The following is an 18359-nucleotide window of genomic DNA, read 5'->3' as shown; positions in this document are numbered from 1 at the left end:
CCTGAATGGAAATCGGCGGTTACGGCCCTTGTCCTCGCGGGCGAGGGCCGTAACCCATTGGATATGGGAACCGATGCCACCATGGCGGTATCCCTGCCGCCTCGCGTGATCTACAGGCCTCTCCCTTACCTTAGCCTTTTCGTAAGTTAAGGGAAATGGGTTTCCCTTAACTTACGAAAAGGCTAAGGTAACGATGGAAGGCGTAGATCCGCCACCTTTGCTGCCCGCTCACCTCGACAAGAATGCCCAATCGTATGAGATCGCGGATCAGGACGTTGGCCGTCGGCGTGCTGACCTCAAGGCTTCGTTCTATATCGGACGCAGAGATGATCGGTTTGCGATACAGGAGGTTCAATGCCTGCCGTGCGTTCGGGGTACGTTTGCCAAGCCCCAGGATGGACTGCTCTGTTTCCGTGCGCAGTTCAAGTATCTGTCGGAATACGTCGCGACCCTTGGTAGCGGTTTCGGCCACTCCTCTGAGGAAAAAGCGTACCCAATGGATGATATCATTCGACACTCTAACACGCATTAGGGCGTCGTAGTAGCTGGCACGGTTGCGTTCAAAAAAGTCAGACAGGTAAAGCGATGGCTTTGCCAGCAGTCCATGGCCAACAAGATACAATGGAATTAGCAAACGACCAATGCGGCCATTGCCGTCGAGAAAAGGGTGGATGGTTTCGAATTGATAATGACTGATTGCAATTCGAACCAGATGAGGGACTGTGATGGCGTCATTGTGCCAGAATTTTTCCAAATCGCTCATCATTTCATTCACTTCTTGAGGATGTGGAGGAATGAACACAGCATCGCTGACTCCGGATCCTCCAATCCAGTTCTGGCTGATGCGAAACTCTCCAGGCTGCTTATGCTCACCGCGAACGCCCTGCATGAGAGTCGTATGAGTCTGCTTTAACAGTCGATTTGAAAGTGGAAGGTCATCAAGTTCCGCAATTGCCGTATTAACGGCGGCGATGTAGTTGTGTACCTCACGCCAGTCGTCCCGCTTTTCCGGAAGAACCTGTTCCTCCGTCATCAAAGCTTCATCGATCCCCGTCTGTGTTCCCTCAATTCGGCTTGATGTCTGAGCCTCTTTGACCACATGCATCTGAATAAATAAATCTATATCGGGAATGATAAGAGAGAACGCGTTCAGCTCGCCCAACGCCCGATTGGCTGCTTCCAGCAACGTGTTTATAACGGGATCTTCCCAAGTCCATTCGTGATTTACAAGGACTGGTTCGAAGCTCTTATATTGATAGCGGGGTTGCCAATGGCCAGCCTTGAATGTCTCGAACTTCATGTTTCAGTCTCCGCGTCAGTGAACGCGTGTACGGCGGATTTATTGACAATTGCAATGAAATTATCGGCTCAAGGCTTTTCAGTGATCGAATGATGTGCTTTATGCCACGGGCGCAAAGCGCGGATCTGGATCGTTTGTAGTTCAGTCAAGTGCTCTCCTTCGGGAAAGCGCGCGGCATGAAGATCATACCAGCGGCAGAATGCCGCAGTCTGCCCCTGTGCCCCGAAAGCCCCACAAATGCGCTGGGTCTTTCGCGAACCTGCTGAAAGGCCTATGATAAGGCCACCTTCCACCTTGACTTTCACCCCGCGCTCCTCACTTAATCAGTACCAGATTGGTACGGATTGGGGCGCTGATATGATCAAGCTCAGCAAGATGACGGATTACGCGGTGGTCGTGATGGCGCGGATGGCGCGCGACGGCGCCTGCGTCCAGACCGTCCCGCAGCTTGCCGAGCGTACAGGCGTACCGGCTCCCACCGTCGCCAAGCTCATGAAGTTGCTGGCCCCCGCCGGCCTGATGGAGTCCCATCGCGGGGCCGCCGGCGGCTACCGGCTGACCCGCGCGGCCGAGGGTATCTCGATCGCCGAGATCATCACCGCGGTAGACGGGCCGATCGCCCTGACCGCCTGCGTCGACGGCGCCGAGGGGCATTGCGACGTCGAGAGCCTGTGCCCCATGCGGGGCAACTGGGACAAGGTCAACCGCGCGGTGCGCCGCGCGCTGGAAGAGGTTTCGCTGGCGGACATGACGGCAGTGCCGACATTCCTGCCGCTCCCCGAGGTGGGGCCCGACATGACGATGAATAACCGTCGGACCGGACGGACTATGAGGGAAATAGGAGAGAAGCATGGCTGCGACGCTTGAGACTGTCGAACAGGTCCGGGCCGTTACGGAACAGAAGTACAAGTACGGCTTCTTCACCGACATCGAGTCGGAGACCGCTCCCAAAGGCTTGAGCGAGGACATCGTCCGGTTCATCTCGGCGCGCAAGAACGAGCCGGAATGGCTGCTGGAATGGCGCCTGAAGGCCTATCGCCACTGGCTGACCATGGAAGAGCCGAACTGGGCGAAGCTGGGCTATCCGGCGATCGACTACCAGGACGCCTACTATTATTCGGCGCCCAAGGTGGCGGTCCAGCCCAAGAGCCTGGACGAGGTCGATCCCGAACTGCTGCGGACCTACGAGAAGCTGGGCATCCCGCTTAAGGAGCAGGCGATCCTGGCCGGCGTCGAGGGCGCCGGGGACAGCCCGTCCATCGCGGTCGACGCCGTGTTCGACAGCGTTTCGGTGGCGACCACCTTCAAGAAGAAGCTGGAAGAGAAGGGCATCATCTTCTGCCCGATCTCGGAGGCGGTGCAGAACCACCCCGAGCTGGTGAAGAAGTACATGGGTTCGGTTGTGCCGTACTCGGACAACTTCTTCGCGACGTTGAATTCGGCCGTCTTCACCGACGGGTCGTTCGTCTACATCCCCAAGGGCGTCCGCTGCCCGATGGAACTGTCCACATATTTCCGGATCAACGCCAAGAACACCGGCCAGTTCGAGCGGACGCTGATCATCGCCGACGAAGGCAGCTACGTCAGCTATCTGGAAGGCTGCACGGCGCCCCAGCGCGACGAGAACCAGCTCCATGCCGCCGTGGTCGAGCTGATCACCCACGACGACGCGCAGATCAAGTACTCGACCGTGCAGAACTGGTATCCGGGCGACGAGAACGGCAAGGGCGGCATCTACAACTTCGTGACCAAGCGCGGCGCCTGCCGCGGCAGGAACTCGAAGATCTCGTGGACGCAGGTCGAGACCGGTTCGGCGATCACCTGGAAATATCCGAGCTGCATCCTGCAGGGCGACAATTCGGTCGGCGAGTTCTATTCGGTCGCGATCACGAACAACCGCCAGCAGGCCGATACCGGCACCAAGATGATCCATATCGGCAAGAACACGAAGTCCACCATCGTGTCGAAGGGCATCTCGGCCGGCCGGGCCCAGAACACCTATCGCGGCCTGGTCAAGATCCTGCCCAAGGCGGAAGGCGCGCGGAACTTCACCCAGTGCGACAGCCTGCTGATCGGCGACAAGTGCGGCGCCCATACGGTCCCGTACATCGAGAGCCGGAACCGCAGCGCCCGCGTCGAGCACGAGGCGACCACGGCGAAGATCAGCGAGGACCAGATGTTCTACTGCCAGCAGCGCGGCCTGTCCTCCGAGGATGCCGTGTCGCTGATCGTCAACGGCTTCTGCAAGGAGGTCCTGAAGGAGCTCCCGATGGAGTTCGCGGTCGAGGCGCAGAAGCTGGTCGGTATCAGCCTGGAAGGCAGCGTGGGGTAACCGGCCATGACAGGGCAGCCCGCATCCAAGCCCGAAACCAAGTATGAGACGGACTATGTGGCGTGGACGCGCGAGCAGGCCGAAATGCTCCGCTCCCGCCGCTGGGACGGCCTCGATCTGGACCATCTGATCGAGGAGATCGAAGACTTGGGCGGCAGCGACCTGGCGGCGGTGGAAAGCCATCTCGTGCGGGTGGTCGAACACCTGCTGAAGCTGGAGCATTCGCCGGCCCGGAACCCGCGCGACGGGTGGGAAGACAGCGTCGATACCCACCGCGCGCTCACGGAACGACGGATCGCCCGGAGCAAGTCGCTGGTCCGGCGCATCGATCTGGACGGCATCTATCGTACCGCCCGCCGGCTGGCGGCGAAGAGCCTCCAGCGTCACGACGGCTTGGACCCGGCCGTCCTGCCGGTGGAATGCCCCTACACGCTCGACCAGATCCTCGACCCGGACTGGCTGCCCGATAATACCGCCTTCCCCGAGCGCGCCTGACGGCGCCGCCACCCATCCAATTCGATACGGAACCGCAACGATGCTCGAAATCAAGAATCTCCACGTCAATGTCGCCGACAAGCCGATCCTGAAGGGCCTGGACCTGACCATCGGCGCCGGCGAGGTGCATGCCATCATGGGACCGAACGGCGCCGGCAAGAGCACGCTGGGCTATGCGCTGGCGGGCCGCGACGGCTATGAGGTCACCGAGGGCAGCGTGACGTACAAGGGACAGGACCTGCTGGAGATGGAGCCGGACGAGCGCGCCGCCTCGGGCGTGTTCCTGGCGTTCCAGTACCCGGTCGAGATCCCCGGCGTGTCCAACACGACCTTCCTGAAGTCGGCGCTCAACTCGATCCGCAAGGCGCGCGGGGAGAAGGAGCTCGACGCCATGGAGTTCCTGAAGCTGATCAGGGCCAAGACCAAGCAGCTCGGCATGACCGACGAGATGCTGAAGCGCGCGGTCAACGTAGGCTTCTCCGGCGGCGAGAAGAAGCGCAACGAGGTGCTTCAGATGGCCGTGCTGGACCCGGCGCTCTGCGTGCTGGACGAGACCGACAGCGGGCTCGACATCGACGCGCTGCGCATCGTCGCCGACGGCGTCAACGCGCTTCGCGGCCCGGAGCGCGGCATCCTGGTGATCACCCACTACCAGCGCCTGCTGGACTACATCGTTCCGGACAAGGTCCACGTGCTGGCCAACGGCCGCATCATGCGCACCGGCGACAAGAGCCTGGCGCTGGAGCTGGAAGAGAAGGGCTACGCCGAATTCGGCGTGGACGAGGCCGCCTGATGGCGAAGAATTCCATGACCACCGATACCAACACGATCCAGCCCTACCTGGACCACCACGGCCGGGTGGCGGCCGCCCTTCCCGGCGGCGAGCTGCCGTGGCTGGCCGCCCTGCGCGAGACCGGCCTCGCCCGGTTCAGCCGGCAGGGCTTCCCGACCGCCCGGGTCGAGGCGTGGCGCTACACCAGCCTGCGCCCGCTGGAGAAGGTCGCGTTCGAACCGGCTCCCGCCGCGGGCGGCGCGGTTTCGATCGACGTGCTGCCGACCGTGATGCCGGCCGGGCAGGCGTCGCACCGCCTGGTGTTCGTCGACGGCGCGTTCCGGGCCGACCTGTCCTCCGTCGGCGCACTGCCGGAGGGTGCCGTCGTGACCTCGCTGGGGCAGGCGCTGACCGGGCATGCCGCCTTGCTGGAGCGCTACCTGGGCCATGTCGGCGTGACCGACTCGAACCCTTTCCAGGCGCTGAACACCGCGTTCCTGGCCGACGGGCTGGTGGTCCATCTGCCCAAGGACGTGGCGGTGCCGGACCCGATCGAGGTCGTGTTCGTCGGCAGCGGCGGCGGTGCGGGAGCCGGCAAGCCGACCATGCACCATCCGCGCATCCTGGTGGTGGCCGAGGCCAACGCCGAGGCGACGCTGGTCGAGCACCATGTGGGACAGGGGGATGGCGTCTATTTCGCCAACCACGTGACCGAGATCGTGGCCGGCGAGGGGGCCAGGCTGCATCACTACAAGGTGCAGCGGGAGAGCGCCCAGGCCTTCCACATGGCGACGGTCACCGCCGATCTCGCCAAGGACGCCAGCTACGACAACTTCGTGCTGACCATGGGCGGCCGGCTGTCCCGCAATGAAATCAAGCCTGTGTTGAACGGCACGGGTGTCGAATGCCGGCTGTCCGGTTCCTACATGGTGAACGGTCAGCAGCACTGCGATACCACCACGGTGATCGACCATGCCCGGCCCCATTGCACCAGCCGCGAAGTCTATAAGGGCGTCATCGACGGCAGTGCCAAGGCGGTGTTCCAAGGCAAGATCATCGTGCGCCCGGACGCGCAGAAGACCGACGGCTACCAGCTGAACCGGGCGCTGCTGCTGTCCGACACGGCCGAGATCGACAGCAAGCCCGAACTGGAGATCTACGCCGACGACGTGAAGTGCAGCCACGGCGCCACCGCCGGCGAACTCGACGACGATCAGCTTTTCTATCTGCGCTCCCGCGGCATCGACCTGGAGAGCGCCCGGAACCTGCTGATCTCCGCCTTCCTGGCGGACGCGATCGAGGAGGTCCGGATCGACACGGTGCGCGAGGCTTTCCAGGGCATGGTCACCGGCTGGCTGAAGTCCCAGCGCGCCTGAGATGGGCATCGCGGGACGGAGACCGGGCAGGGTTTTGGATCAGGAAAAGACATGAACGAGATCACCAAGGTGCGGCAGGGTTTCGATAGCGGAACGGCGACGGGATATGACGTGGAGGAGGTCCGCAAGGACTTCCCCATCCTGTCGCGCACCATCTATGACAAGCCGCTGGTCTATCTGGACAGTGCGGCCAGCGCCCAGAAACCGCGCCGGGTGATCGACGCCATGGTTTCCTGCATGACGGAGGAATACTCCAACGTCCACCGGGGCGTCCACTGGCTGAGCGCCACCGCGACCACCCGGTTCGAGGCGGCCCGCAAGACCGTGCAGCGCTTCATCAATGCTCGCGAGGACCGCGAGATCGTCTTCACCCGCAGCGCCACCGAGGCGATCAACCTGGTGGCGTCGAGCTGGGGGCGGACCAACCTGCGGGAAGGCGACGAGATCGTCATTTCGCACATGGAACATCATGCCAATATCGTGCCGTGGCAGATGCTCCGGACCGAGAGGGGCATCGTCCTGAAGATCGTGCCGATCGACGAGGCCGGCACCCTGATGATGGACGAGTACGAGAAGCTGCTGGGGCCGAAGACGAAGCTGGTCGCGATCAGCCACATGTCCAACGCGCTCGGCACCATCAACCCGGTCAAGGACATCGTCCGGATCGCCCACGGCAAGGGCATCCCGGTGCTGATCGACGGCTGCCAGGGCGTCACCCACCTGGGCGTGGACGTGCAGGACCTGGACGCCGACTTCTACGTCTTCTCCGGCCACAAGCTTTATGGGCCGACCGGGATCGGCGTGCTCTACGGCAAGGCGGAGATCCTGGAAGGCATGCCGCCCTACCAGGGCGGCGGCGACATGATCGCCCGCGTCACCTTCGAGGAGACGACCTTCAAGGGCATCCCGCATCGTTTCGAGGCCGGAACGCCGGCTATCGTCGAGGTGATCGGGTTGGGGGCGGCGCTGGAGTACCTGATGGATCTGGGGCTGGACAGGATCGCGGCGCACGAGCGCGACCTGCTGGCCTATGCGACCGCGCAGCTGTCGGAGATCCCGGGGCTGCGGATCTACGGGACCTCGCCGGACAAGGCGAGCATCCTGTCCTTCACGCTGGGCGACGCCCATCCGCACGACATCGGAACGATCGTCGACCGGGCCGGCGTCGCGGTCCGGGCGGGACATCATTGCGCCCAGCCGCTGATGGATTTCTACAATGTGCCGGCGACGGCGCGGGCCTCCTTCGCGCTCTACAACACCTTCGACGAGGTGGACGCGCTGGCGGCGTCGCTTCGCCGGGTTCGGGAGATTTTCGGCTGATGACGGGGCTGATGATGGACGACCTGCGGGACCTGTACCAGGAAGTCATCCTGGACCACGGCAAGAACCCCCGGAACTTCCGCCATCCGGAGGATTCCAACCGGGAGGCGCGCGGCGACAACCCGATGTGCGGCGACAAGGTCACCGTCTACCTGAAGGTGAGCCCCGACGGCATCGTCGAGGACGCGGCCTTCGAGGGGCGGGGCTGCGCCATTTCCACCGCCTCGGCCTCGATGATGACGGAACTGGTCGCCGGCCGGACCGAGGCGGAGGTGAAGGCCCTGTTCGAGCGCTTCCACGAGATGTGCACCAAGGACGACCACGAGCATGTCCATGGCGGCGATGTGGACGAGGAGGCCCTGGACAGGCTCCAGGTCCTGGCGGGGGTCCGCCAGTTCCCGATGCGGGTCAAGTGCGCCACCCTGGCGTGGCACACCCTGGACGCGGCCCTGGCGGGCGGAGCCAGGGCTTCCGCCAGGGCTTCTACTGAATGAACGGGCGGCAGGTTCGAGGAGGCGATGGAATGCCAGACGATGTGAGCGGCCAAGTGCTGGAGCAGACCGGCGTAGTGGACAACGAGACCCTGATGGACCAAGTGATCGAGGCGATCAAGACCGTCTACGACCCGGAGATCCCGGTGAACATCTGGGAACTGGGTCTGGTCTACCGGGTCAACGTGGACAGCGAGAAGAACGTCGAGGTCGACATGACCCTGACGGCGCCGTCCTGCCCGGTCGCGGGCGAGATGCCGATGCAGGTGCAGCAGGTCATCGAGAACCTCGACGCCGTGAAATCATGCCGCGTCGAACTTGTATGGGAACCGTCCTGGCATCCCGGCATGATGTCGGAAGAGGCCAGGGTCGCCCTGGATATGTTCTGATGCCGCGGTTCGGCGTTGGACAGAACATGCAGAAGTCGGAGTAGGACGAAATGGCATTTCCCAAGGCAATGACGATCACCGACGCCGCCGCCGAGCGGGTCAAGCAGATCATGGCGAAGTCGGACAAGCCGGCCCTGGGGCTGCGCGTCGGCGTCAAGTCGCGCGGCTGCTCCGGCCTCAGCTACACCGTCGAATACGCCGATGAGATCAAGAAGTTCGAGGAGGTCGTCGAGGACAAGGGCGTCAAGATCCTGATCGATCCGGCCGCCACCATGTTCCTGATCGGCACCGAGATGGACTACGTGGACGACAAGATCCAGTCCGGCTTCGTCTTTAAGAACCCCAACGAGAAGGCCCGCTGCGGCTGCGGCGAAAGCTTCAGCGTCTGACCGCCCGCCGGGATCGCCGAGCCGCCGCGCGGTCAGAAGGTCGGCGGCGTGTTGACCCAGAGCACCCGGGTGGTGGTATCCCCCGGGTTGCGGTAGCCGTGCTTCAGGTCGGAGCGGAAGACGAATGAGTCGCCCGCCGACAGACTGTGGAGCTGACCGTCGACGGTCAGCTCCAGCGCGCCTTCCAGGACATACCCGACCTCCTCGCCGTCGTGCTCGATCTCGCCGTCGCTGCCGCTGCCCGGATCGATGATGTGGACGTTCGCCTGGAGCAGATGGCCTTCCGCATAGGGGATCAGCCGTTCCAGGCGGATGCCGGGGGCGTTTCGGAGCGGGTCGGTGGTGATGACCGGGCGCTCGCCGGCCCGCGCCACCGGGCCGGCGCTTTCGCCGGTATCGGCGAAGAGATAGGCGACGTTGGTCTCCAGTGCCGCCACCAGCTTGTGGAGCATGACGAAGGACGGCTTCGCCTTGTCATGCTCCAGCTTGGAGATCAGGCTTTCCGAGCAGCCGACCCGCCGCGCCACGTCGCTCATGCGCAAGCCCCTGACGAGACGGGCATGGCGCAGCTTGACCCCGATCCGGATGTCGGGAGCCGGAACCTCCGTCGCCGTCATGCCGGTTCCGGGATCATGTTTCGCAGCGGTCAAGATCGTGTCGCCTTCGGCAGCGGAAGCAGCGTCCTCTCTATACCGTCTCCGCCCGGAAGGTTGAAAGATTTCGGCACGGGAGCCCGTGCCCTCAGGCGTCGTACACGGCGAAATGCGCGTCGGTCGGCGAGCAGGCGGTGCCGTTGATCGGCAGGATGTCCTGCGGGCAGGCCGAGAACGCGATCACCAGGTCCATCTCGGCGCGCAGCACCACGTAACCGCCCATCACCGGAGCCGGCGGCGCCTCGAACGACAGGGTGTTGTCGGGGCCCACGGGAATGTTCATGAACAGGTTCAGCGGGCTCGGAGTCTCCGGCGGGGTCAGGCCCAGCTCGGCCAGGCCCGACGCGAGGTTGTCCGTGCAGTTGTCGTGGTGGCCCTCGCAGCCCAGCATCTCGTAACGGTAGCGGTCGCAGGCGGCGATCAGCATGTCGTGGATGCCGCCGGAGGTATCCTCCACCAGCGTCAGGATCGGGCGCCGCCGGTTGGTCAGCAGCGCGTCGCCGGCCTTGGGGATGATCTTCAGCATATGGGCGCGGGTATGCTCGTTCGACATGAACTCCGACATGTCGTCGCGCCGGAACGCCCAGGTATCGACGACCTGCTCGCCATGGGTGTTGACGACCTTGACCAGCTGCCCCTTGGCGACGAAGGCGGCCTTGCCCTTGCGGGCGGGAATGGTCACGAGCTGTTCAGCGGACATGGATCTGGTTTCCTTCCTGATGTGGATGTCGGGCGGCATCCGGCATGAGCGTGGTGAATCCCGCGTTGCGCTGTCTCCAGGTCTCCAGGAACTGGCGCAGCCGGGGGTGGGAGGGAGCTCCGAACAGCGACCGGGGCGGCCCCTGCTCGACGATACGGCCGGCGTCCATGAACACGACCCGGTCGGCCACTTCGGCGGCGAAGCCCATCTCGTGGGTCACGACCACCATGGTCATGCCCTCCGCCGCGAGGCCGCGCATCACCTGGAGCACCTCGCCGACCAGCTCCGGGTCGAGCGCCGAGGTCGGCTCGTCGAACAGCATGATGGAAGGCTGCATCGCCAGCGCGCGGGCGATGGCGACGCGCTGCTGCTGCCCGCCGGACAGGCGGGCCGGATACTGCCCGGCCTTGTCGGACAGGCCGACCTTGGCCATCACCTCCGCCCCCAGCGCGTCGGCCGCGGGCTTCGGCATCTGCTTGACCAGGCGCAGCGCGGCGGTGACGTTCCCCAGAGCCGTCATGTGGGGCCACAGGTTGAAGTGCTGGAACACCATGCCGACGCCGCGCCGGGTCTCGTCCACGACCACGTCGCGGTCGCGCACCCGCTTCCCCCCGGCGTCCCGCGAATAGCCCAGCAGCCGCCCGTTGATGACGACCTCGCCGCCGTCGTACTCCTCCAGGAAGTTCATGCAGCGGAGCAGCGTGCTCTTGCCCGATCCGGACGGGCCGATGATGCAGATCACCTCGGAACGGTGGACGTCCAGGTCGATCCCGTCGATCACGGTATGGTCGCCGAAGCTCTTGCGCACGCCGCGCAGGCTGAGCACGGCGGCGCCCTGGGTCTTGGTCATGGGGGCAGGCCCTTGGTGGTTGTCAGGTGTCGGCCGGTGGCGCGCTCCAGCCACCGGCCGCCGCGGGCCGTCGTCTCGACCAGCAGCCAGTAGAGCAGCGCCAGCAGCAGGTAGGGTTCCGCGAAACTGAAGGTCTCGGAGACGACCCGGGTGGCGACGGTGGTCAGTTCCGGCACGGTGATCACGGACAGGACCGCGGATTCCTTGATCAGGATGATGCACTGGTTGACCGACGGCGGGATGATCAGTGCCGCCATCTGCGGCAGTTCCACGTTGCGCAGGATCTGTCCCCGGTCGAACCCCAGCATCCGGGCGGCCTCGACCTGGCCGCGCGGCACGGCCTCGAAGCCGGCCCGGAAGATCTCCGCGAAATAGGCGCTGCCATAGACGCTCAGCCCGATCAGCGCGGTCGTCGTGGCGGACAGCCGCAGGCCCAGGCCGGGGCCGCCGTAATACAGCAGGAAGATCTGGATCAGGAACGGCGTGCCCCGCAGCAGCCCGACATAGCCGTCGTAGAACCAGCGGGCCGGCGCGAAGGGCAGGCGCCGCACCAGGAACAGGGCCAGCCCCAGTGCCACGGCGGCGCAGATCGAGACTCCGCAGATCCACGCCGTGGTGAGGAAGCCGTCGAGGAAGCGCCCGGCATAGCGCAGGGTGACGGACTCGTCGGGCATGGGCATCACCGCGACAGGCTGAGCCGCCGGCCGGCATGGCGCCCGGCATAGGCTATGAGGGAGACCAGCAGCAGATACATCAGCGCCGTGGCCGCGTAGGCTTCCAGCGGGTGGTACGTGGCGGCCGCGACCTGCCGTCCGCGCCGCAGCAGCTCGGACACCGCGATGACCGACACCAGCGAGGAGCTTTTCAGGATGTCGATCGCCTCGTTGGTCAGGGCCGGCAGCGTGACCCGAAGCATCTGGGGCACCAGCACCCGGCGCCGGACCTGGCCGTGGGTGAAGCCCAGCATCCGCGCCGCTTCGACCTGTCCGCGCGGGATCGCGTGGAGACCGCCGCGGAAGATCTCCGCCTGGAACGCCGTCGTGTTCATGGTCAGCACCGCGACCGCCGTCAGGTAGGCCGGCAGCTCGATCCCGTAGGCCGGGGGGATGTAGAAGAAGACCAGCAGCTGCACCAGCAGCGGCGTGCCCCGGAAGAAGCTGATATAGACCGCGGCCGCCGTCGCCGGCGCCCGTCCCCGGCTCTGCCGAAGGAAGCACAGGGCCAGCCCGCAGGGGATGCCGAGCAGGATCGCCAGGATCGACACCGCGAACGTGATTCCGGCGCCCTCGATCAGGGTCGGCAGGTACGGGACGATGATGGCGGGATCGAACATCAGGGGTTCCCCGGGTACACGCAGCACCTCGTCACATCGTCGGCTCGGGCACCGCGTCGGCCGGCACGTCCATGGTGAAGCCGAACCACTTCATCTGAAGCTCCGCCATCCTGCCCGAGGTGTTGGCCTTGGCGATGCCGTCGCTGAACAGCTTCACCAGGGAGGCGCTGGCCGGGTCCTTGCGGCCGGCCCAGGCATAGTAGGTCTTGGGGCCGATGGTCGGTCCGACGATCTCGAACATGTCGCCGCGCGCCTTGACCAGCGGAGCCAGGTTGGACAGCGCCTGCGACACGGCGTCGATCCGGCCGGCCGCGAGGTCGGCATAGGCCTCGTCGAAGCTGACATACTCGGTGATCCCGTCCACCCCCGAGCCGGTGCCGCGCAGCTTCTCGTCGAAGGCCTGCAATGCCTTGAGCTGGGCGGACGCGGTCTGGGAGCCCACGACCTTGCCGGCGATGTCCTCCGGCTTGGTGATGGAACCGTCGCCCTTGCGCTTGACCAGGGCGACCGTGGCCTCGGCGATCGGCACGGTGAAGGCGTACTGCTCTGCCCGCTCCCTGGTCACGGTGACGGAGGTCACCACGAAGTCGAACTTGCCGGCGCTGAGGCCCGGCAGGATCGCCGGCCACGGCACGTCGAGCTGGTTCAGCCTGACGCCCGGCAGGTCGGCCGCGACCAGTTGCAGGAGGTCGCTGGCGTAGCCGACGATCTTGCCGTCCTCCAGGTACTCGAAGGGCGGGAACTGCGCCTCGGTCCCGATGACGATCTCCTGCTTCTTCCGGATTTCGTCGAGCTGGTCGGCGAAGGCCGGGGAAGCAAGGGTGCCTGCGGCGGCGACCACCACGGCCGCGGTCTTGATCAGGCGGGCGAACTGGGAAAGGGACACGGCACTCTCCTGTGCGGGATACGGCATGACGCCTGGACCGGCGCTCAGGACTTCTTCAGCAACATGCATGCCATTCAAGTTACTTGAACAAAAGTCATGGTGCATTCCCGCTTGCCGGCCTGTTCCGGTGCCGGGGCCGACAGGCGGGACTCGCTTCAGTGCCTAATCACTAGGCGCCGTTTTCAGGATTGGGCAGAATTCAGGCTTATGCTCTCCGCCATCACGCAGAGCAGTTCGAACATCAGGGTCGCCGCGGTCAGCGCCGTGGCGCCCGAAGGGTCGAACGGCGGCGAGACCTCGACCAGGTCGGCCCCGACGATATCCAGCCCGCGCAGCAGCCGGATCATGGCCTGGGCCTCGCGCGACGTGACGCCCCCGATCTCCGGGGTGCCGGTGCCGGGCGCTATGGACGGATCGAGGATGTCGATGTCGAACGACACGTATATCGGCCGGTCGCCGACGATCGCCCGCGCCTCGGCCATGACCTCCTTCGGGCCGCGTTCCTCGAACTCCTCGATGAAGATCAGGCGGATGCCGTTGGCCTTGGCGAAGTCGTAGTTGGCCGCGTCCGAGATCGCCCCGCGCAGGCCGATCTGCACCATGCGCTTCGGATCGAGCAGCCCTTCCTCCACCGCGCGCCGGAACGGCGTGCCGTGGTTGTACCGGTTGCCGAAGAAGCTGTCGTAGGTGTCGGAATGGGCGTCGAAATGGATCAGCCCGACCGGCCCGTCGGCGACGATGCCGCGCAGCACCGGCAGCGTGATCAAATGGTCGCCGCCGACGGTCAGCGGGACGGCGCCCGCCCGGCGCACCCCGGCGAAGTGGCCGGAGATCAGGTCGATGCTCTCCATCAGGTCGAGCGGGTTGACCGGCGCGTCGCCGCAATCCCCGACGCGCACCAGGTCGAACGGGCAGATGCCGGTCGCGTGGTGGACCCGGCGGACCAGGCTGGACTGGTTCCGGACCTCGCGCGGGCCGTGGCGGGGACCGGGCCGGTTCGTCGTGCCGCCGTCGAACGGGACGCCGACCAGGGCCACGTCCACCTCCTCCGGCGAGGCCACGGGCAGCCGCATGAAGGTCGGCAGCCCGGCGAAGCGCGGCACGGCGGCGGAATCGAGAGGCTGGAACTGCTTGTCGCTCATCATCTGCTTACGATCATCTGCTCACAGGTTGAATTCGGCGCGGACGGCCCGCGTGATCCGCTCGACATGGTCGTCCATCAGGAGTTGCCCCTTCTCGGCCGAGGACCCCTGGGCGCGGGCCAGGACGCCGGAGGCCGGGACGAACCCCTCCGGCACGGGGTAACGGTCGTATGTGGGGAACCGCGCCGGCCCGTCGGACGGCACCTTGTCCATATCGACCAGGTCGGGTCGCAGCAGCAGCATCAGGGACGTCTCCAGCAGGCTGGCATGCTCCAGCTCGGTGCCGGGGAACCCCTCGGGGAAGAGCCGGTCCAGCGTGTCGCGGCCGACGAAGTCCCAGTATTCCAGCCGCATCACCTGCATGTCCGCGATCCCGTCGCGGCGAAGCTCCCGCAGGCCCAGGTCGACGCCCTCGACAGCCGGCCAGCAGTTCTCGAAATGCCCGTTCACCACCACGAGCCGGCGCACGCCGTCGGTGCCCAAGCTCCGGATCACGTCGCGCACGACCAGCGAGAAGGTGTTGGCATCCAGGCTGGTGGTGCCGGGGAACGACTCGCCGCCGCCCGAGCGGGGCTGCGACTTGTAGCCATAGGGGATCGTCGGGGCGACGATGCCGCCGACGTTGCGCGCCACCCGTTCGCACACGGCGGTGGGCAGCACCACGTCCACGTTCATCGCCATGTGGGGGCCGTGCTGCTCGGTGGTGCCCAGGGGCAGGAAGACGGTGACGCCCTCCGCCACCTTCGTGGCGAACTCCGGCCAGGTCAGCTCGGCCATGAAGACGCTTTCGACCATAGGTTCGATCCTTTCAGTGCATCGCCGCGCCGCCGTCGACGCTGATGCATTGTCCCGTGATGAAGCTGGCCGCAGGGGACGCCAGGAAGAGGATCGCGGCGGCGACCTCCTCCGGGCGGCCGATGCGGCCCAGGGGGTTGGCGCTCTCCAGCGCCTTCTGGGCATCGGTCATGCGCTCGAAGCCCAGCAGCGGCGTGTCGATCGGACCGGGGGCCACGGCGTTGACCAGGATGCCGGGGGCCAGCTCCCGCGCCCAGGACCGGGTCAGCGACAGCATCGCCCCCTTGGTGGCGCAGTAGCCCGAAGCGCCCTGGCGGCCGAGATACGCGAGCTCCGACGCGATGTTGACGATGCGGGCGCCCGGCTCCATGGCCTTCAGGGCTTCCCGCGCCACCAGGATCGGGCCGCGCAGGTTGACCGCGTACATGCGGTCCATGTCGGCGATGTCGATCGCGTGGAGCGGCGCCTCGATCTCGATGCCGGCGCAGTTCACCAGCAGGTCGAGGCCGCCCAGCCGCCCGGCGGCCAGGGCCACCGCCTCGATCACCTGGCCCTCGTCGGTCACGTCGGCGACCACCCGGCCGGCGTCGTCCGCCGGGGCCGGCGCGCGGTCCAGCCCGACCACATGGGCACCGGCGCCCCGCAGGGCCTCGCAGGCGGCAAGGCCGATCCCGCTCGCGGCCCCCGTCACCAGCGCCCTGAGTCCGTTCAATCCGGGTCCGTCCAATCCTGTCACCACGGCACTTCCCCCCGGTCGGCTCCGAGGCTCTGGCCGGTGACGTTGGCCGCGAGGTCGGAGGCAAGGAACAGATACGGACCCGCCATGTCCGGCGGCTCCATGAGGCCGGGCAGCGCCTGCCCGGCGATGATGTCGTCCAGCAATTCCGCTTGCCCGCGGTTCGCCCGTTCCGCCATGCGGCCGAGCGAGCGCATGGACGCCTCCGTCCGGACCCAGCCGGGGCACACCGCGTTGACCCGAATGCCGCAGGGACCCAGCTCCTTGGCCCAGGTCTTGGTCAGCCCGATCACCGCGTGCTTCGACGCGACATAGGCGGAGAACAGGGGCTCCGCGACGCGGCCCCAGACCGAGGCCGTGTTGACGATGGCGCCGCCGGCGCGCATGCCCGGGACCACCGCCCGGGTCACCAGGAAGGTGCCCAGGATGTTGATCTCGATGATGCGCCGGAAGGCCGCCTCGTTCTCGGCGCCCGCGTCGTCCAGCGGGGTCATGAGCTCCAGGCCGGCATTGTTGACCAGCACGTCCACGGCGCCGATACGGGCCGCCATGGCGGCCACCTCGTCGCCGCGCGTCACGTCGGCCCGGTGCGCCGTGGCGCCCAGCTCTTCCGCCGCGGCGTGGATCGCGTCGTTCTCCGCCGCGACGTGCAGGTCGGCCCCGGCGGCGGCGAAGGCCCGGGCGACGCCGAAGCCGATGCCCCGGCTGGCGCCGGTGACCAGAACCGTGCGATTGTCGAAACGGGGCAGGGTCATTCCTCGTCTCCGGCGGCTTCGCGCAGCAGTCTCAGGACTTCGCCGCGCAGCTGGAAGAATTCCGGACTGTCTCGCAGCTCCAGCGGGCGGTCGGGACCGAGGCGCCCGGTGATGTCGATGTCCGCCATGACCCGCGCGGGCCGCTTGGAGAACACGATGACCCGGTCCGCCAGGAACACCGCCTCCTCGACGTCGTGGGTCACGAAGACGATGGTCTTGGCGTCGCGCCGCTGGATGCTCCGCAGCTCGACCTGGAGCCGTTCCCGGCGCTGCGCGTCCAGGGCACCGAACGGCTCGTCCATCAGCATCACGTCCGATCCCGCCGCCAGCGTGCGGGCGATCGCCACCCGCTGGCGCATGCCGCCGGACACCTTGTTCGGATAGGCGTCGGAGAACTCGTAGAGCCCGACCAGCTCCAGGTAGTGGTCTCGGCGGGCGAGCTTCTGCCGCTCCGTCAGGTCCCGGCGGTAGCGCATGCCGAAATGGACGTTCTCGGCGACGGTCAGCCAGGGGAAGGACGAATAGGACTGGAAGACCATGCCGCGCCGGTGGTCGGGCCCGCCGACCGGCGCCCCTTCCAGGCGGATCGTCCCGGTGGACGGCGTGTCCAGCCCGCCGATCATGCGCATCAGCGTGGTCTTGCCGCAGCCGGACGGCCCGAGGAAGACGACGAACTCGTTGCGGGCGATGGTGGTTTCGAAGGGTTCGGCGACCACGTCGAGGTCGCCGAACCGCTTGGTGACGCCGTCAAAGGCGAGATAAGGGGCGAGATAGGGGGCGAGGTGAGGCTGGGTCATGGTGGGGCCTGCTACAGGTAGCGGAAGGCGCGGCGGTGAAGAGCCCGGAGAAGCTGGTCGGTGACCAGCCCGATCACGCCGATCACGACCACGCCGGCCATGACCTCGGGCGTCTTCATGTAGCGGCGGGCCGTCCAGATGACGAAGCCGATGCCGCTGTCGGCGGCGACGATCTCGGCGATGATCAGGTAGGTCCAGCACCAGCCCAGCGTGATCCGCAGGTTGTCCACCAGCCCCGGCAGCATCGCCCGGAAGGCCACGTCGCGCAGCATCTGCCGGGTGTTGGCGCCGAGGGTATGGGCGATCTCGATATATTCCTGCGGCACGCGGCGCATGTCGTCGGCGACCAGCAGGACCAGCTGGAAGAAGGTGCCGAGCCACAGCAGGTACAACTTGGTGCTCTCGCCGACGCCGAACCAGATGATCGAGAGCGGCACCAGGGCCGGCACCGGCAGGTAGCGGATGAAGTCTATGATCGGCTCCAGCGCCGCGCCCACGACGCGGTAGCTGCTCATCAGGATGCCGATCGGGATCGCCATCAAGGCCGCCAGCGCGAAGGCGGTCCAGACGCGCAGCGTCGAGACGCCGGCATGCCACAGCAGGTCCTGCTTCTGGACCATGACCAGCATGGCGCTCAGCACCGTGCTCGGCGCGGGCAGGAAAAGGCTGTTCACCAGCCCGATCCGGGAGACCGCCTCCCACGCCAGCAGCAGCCCGACGCTGGCCGCCACGCCGATCCCGACCTGGGCCCGGCGCGACAGCGTCCCGCGGAAAGTCCAGAGGGAGGAGCGCCGGGGTTGCGGCGCCACCCTTGCGGCCTTCGTTCCGGTTGCCACGGCAGGAAGATC

Annotated in this window: 23 protein-coding genes; 9 read left to right on the top strand and 14 right to left on the bottom strand. The window is 66.1% G+C overall.

Going from position 1 to position 18359, the window contains the following annotated elements; genetic code table 11:
* Nucleotides 1-166: 166 nt before the first annotated feature.
* Nucleotides 167-1300 (bottom strand): Fic family protein, encoded by a 1134-nt coding sequence (locus DPR14_RS23750; protein WP_158047349.1) that lies wholly within the window; start codon nt 1298-1300, stop codon nt 167-169.
* A 68-nt stretch (nt 1301-1368) separates the two neighbouring features.
* The gene (locus DPR14_RS23745) at nt 1369-1605 is read right to left on the bottom strand and encodes a hypothetical protein (RefSeq protein ID WP_158047348.1); all 237 of its coding nucleotides are present in this window, start codon (nt 1603-1605) and stop codon (nt 1369-1371) included.
* A gap of 52 nt (nt 1606-1657) precedes the next feature.
* On the opposite strand from DPR14_RS23745, the gene DPR14_RS23740 reads away from it, so the two are divergent.
* Genes DPR14_RS23740 through DPR14_RS23700 form a run of 9 tightly spaced genes read left to right on the top strand, consistent with a single transcriptional unit; the run spans nt 1658 to nt 8864 of the window.
* Nucleotides 1658-2167 carry an SUF system Fe-S cluster assembly regulator gene (locus tag DPR14_RS23740; protein ID WP_158047347.1) on the top strand — a complete coding sequence of 170 codons (510 nt, stop codon included), beginning with the start codon at nt 1658-1660 and terminating at the stop codon, nt 2165-2167.
* Nucleotides 2151-3632 (top strand): Fe-S cluster assembly protein SufB, encoded by a 1482-nt coding sequence (sufB, locus tag DPR14_RS23735; protein WP_158047346.1) that lies wholly within the window; start codon nt 2151-2153, stop codon nt 3630-3632. Before DPR14_RS23740 ends, sufB begins: the two co-directional genes overlap by 17 nt.
* Before the next feature lie 6 nt (nt 3633-3638).
* Nucleotides 3639-4127, top strand: a complete 489-nt coding sequence (locus DPR14_RS23730; RefSeq protein ID WP_158047345.1) for a DUF29 domain-containing protein — start codon at nt 3639-3641, stop codon at nt 4125-4127.
* Between the two features lie 40 nt (nt 4128-4167).
* A complete protein-coding gene (gene sufC / locus DPR14_RS23725) occupies nt 4168-4920 on the top strand; it encodes a Fe-S cluster assembly ATPase SufC (RefSeq protein WP_158047344.1) in 753 nt (250 codons plus the stop codon).
* Nucleotides 4921-4934: 14 nt separating this feature from the next.
* Nucleotides 4935-6275: a Fe-S cluster assembly protein SufD gene (gene sufD / locus DPR14_RS23720; RefSeq protein ID WP_158048324.1), complete on the top strand. Its 1341-nt coding sequence runs from the start codon at nt 4935-4937 to the stop codon at nt 6273-6275.
* Between the two features lie 51 nt (nt 6276-6326).
* Entirely contained in the window at nt 6327-7595 is a 1269-nt protein-coding gene (locus tag DPR14_RS23715; RefSeq protein WP_158047343.1) for a cysteine desulfurase, read from the top strand.
* Nucleotides 7595-8089 carry a Fe-S cluster assembly sulfur transfer protein SufU gene (gene sufU, locus DPR14_RS23710; protein ID WP_425500983.1) on the top strand — a complete coding sequence of 165 codons (495 nt, stop codon included), beginning with the start codon at nt 7595-7597 and terminating at the stop codon, nt 8087-8089. The genes DPR14_RS23715 and sufU overlap by 1 nt, the downstream gene beginning before the upstream one ends.
* Nucleotides 8090-8118: 29 nt before the next feature.
* Nucleotides 8119-8475 (top strand): SUF system Fe-S cluster assembly protein, encoded by a 357-nt coding sequence (locus DPR14_RS23705; protein WP_246148541.1) that lies wholly within the window; start codon nt 8119-8121, stop codon nt 8473-8475.
* Nucleotides 8476-8525: 50 nt separating this feature from the next.
* Nucleotides 8526-8864, top strand: coding sequence for a HesB/IscA family protein (locus tag DPR14_RS23700; RefSeq protein WP_158047341.1), 339 nt, complete (start codon nt 8526-8528; stop codon nt 8862-8864).
* A gap of 32 nt (nt 8865-8896) precedes the next feature.
* Here DPR14_RS23700 and DPR14_RS23695 read toward each other — a convergent pair whose 3' ends face one another.
* From DPR14_RS23695 to DPR14_RS23640, 12 genes are all read right to left on the bottom strand, one after another.
* Nucleotides 8897-9514, bottom strand: a complete 618-nt coding sequence (locus DPR14_RS23695; RefSeq protein ID WP_211103859.1) for a cupin domain-containing protein — start codon at nt 9512-9514, stop codon at nt 8897-8899.
* A 91-nt stretch (nt 9515-9605) separates the two neighbouring features.
* On the bottom strand, nt 9606-10217 hold the full coding sequence (locus DPR14_RS23690; RefSeq protein ID WP_158047340.1) for a DUF1989 domain-containing protein: 612 nt from the start codon (nt 10215-10217) through the stop codon (nt 9606-9608).
* Nucleotides 10207-11067 carry an amino acid ABC transporter ATP-binding protein gene (locus DPR14_RS23685; RefSeq protein WP_281352656.1) on the bottom strand — a complete coding sequence of 287 codons (861 nt, stop codon included), beginning with the start codon at nt 11065-11067 and terminating at the stop codon, nt 10207-10209. The genes DPR14_RS23690 and DPR14_RS23685 overlap by 11 nt, the downstream gene beginning before the upstream one ends.
* On the bottom strand, nt 11064-11741 hold the full coding sequence (locus tag DPR14_RS23680) for an amino acid ABC transporter permease (RefSeq protein ID WP_158047339.1): 678 nt from the start codon (nt 11739-11741) through the stop codon (nt 11064-11066). The genes DPR14_RS23685 and DPR14_RS23680 overlap by 4 nt, the downstream gene beginning before the upstream one ends.
* 5 nt (nt 11742-11746) lie before the next feature.
* Nucleotides 11747-12400 (bottom strand): amino acid ABC transporter permease, encoded by a 654-nt coding sequence (locus DPR14_RS23675; RefSeq protein ID WP_158047338.1) that lies wholly within the window; start codon nt 12398-12400, stop codon nt 11747-11749.
* Between the two features lie 31 nt (nt 12401-12431).
* Nucleotides 12432-13286 (bottom strand): transporter substrate-binding domain-containing protein, encoded by an 855-nt coding sequence (locus DPR14_RS23670; protein WP_211103858.1) that lies wholly within the window; start codon nt 13284-13286, stop codon nt 12432-12434.
* 182 nt (nt 13287-13468) lie between these two features.
* A complete protein-coding gene (speB, locus tag DPR14_RS23665; RefSeq protein WP_211103857.1) occupies nt 13469-14431 on the bottom strand; it encodes an agmatinase in 963 nt (320 codons plus the stop codon).
* Between the two features lie 18 nt (nt 14432-14449).
* Nucleotides 14450-15223, bottom strand: coding sequence for a creatininase (locus DPR14_RS23660; RefSeq protein ID WP_158047336.1), 774 nt, complete (start codon nt 15221-15223; stop codon nt 14450-14452).
* A gap of 13 nt (nt 15224-15236) precedes the next feature.
* Nucleotides 15237-15935, bottom strand: coding sequence for an SDR family NAD(P)-dependent oxidoreductase (locus DPR14_RS23655; RefSeq protein WP_192499130.1), 699 nt, complete (start codon nt 15933-15935; stop codon nt 15237-15239).
* A gap of 20 nt (nt 15936-15955) precedes the next feature.
* Nucleotides 15956-16714, bottom strand: a complete 759-nt coding sequence (locus DPR14_RS23650; RefSeq protein WP_158047334.1) for an SDR family NAD(P)-dependent oxidoreductase — start codon at nt 16712-16714, stop codon at nt 15956-15958.
* The gene (locus DPR14_RS23645; protein ID WP_158047333.1) at nt 16711-17511 is read right to left on the bottom strand and encodes an ABC transporter ATP-binding protein; all 801 of its coding nucleotides are present in this window, start codon (nt 17509-17511) and stop codon (nt 16711-16713) included. Before DPR14_RS23645 ends, DPR14_RS23650 begins: the two co-directional genes overlap by 4 nt.
* Before the next feature lie 11 nt (nt 17512-17522).
* Nucleotides 17523-18320: an ABC transporter permease gene (locus tag DPR14_RS23640; protein WP_158048319.1), complete on the bottom strand. Its 798-nt coding sequence runs from the start codon at nt 18318-18320 to the stop codon at nt 17523-17525.
* Nucleotides 18321-18359: the final 39 nt, after the last annotated feature.

The sequence above is a fragment of the Skermanella pratensis genome (genome assembly GCF_008843145.1).
Classification (GTDB): Bacteria; Pseudomonadota; Alphaproteobacteria; order Azospirillales; family Azospirillaceae; genus Skermanella; species Skermanella pratensis.
The sequence above is the reverse complement of the archived record's forward strand: the minus strand, read 5'-3'. Positions and strand labels throughout refer to the sequence as shown.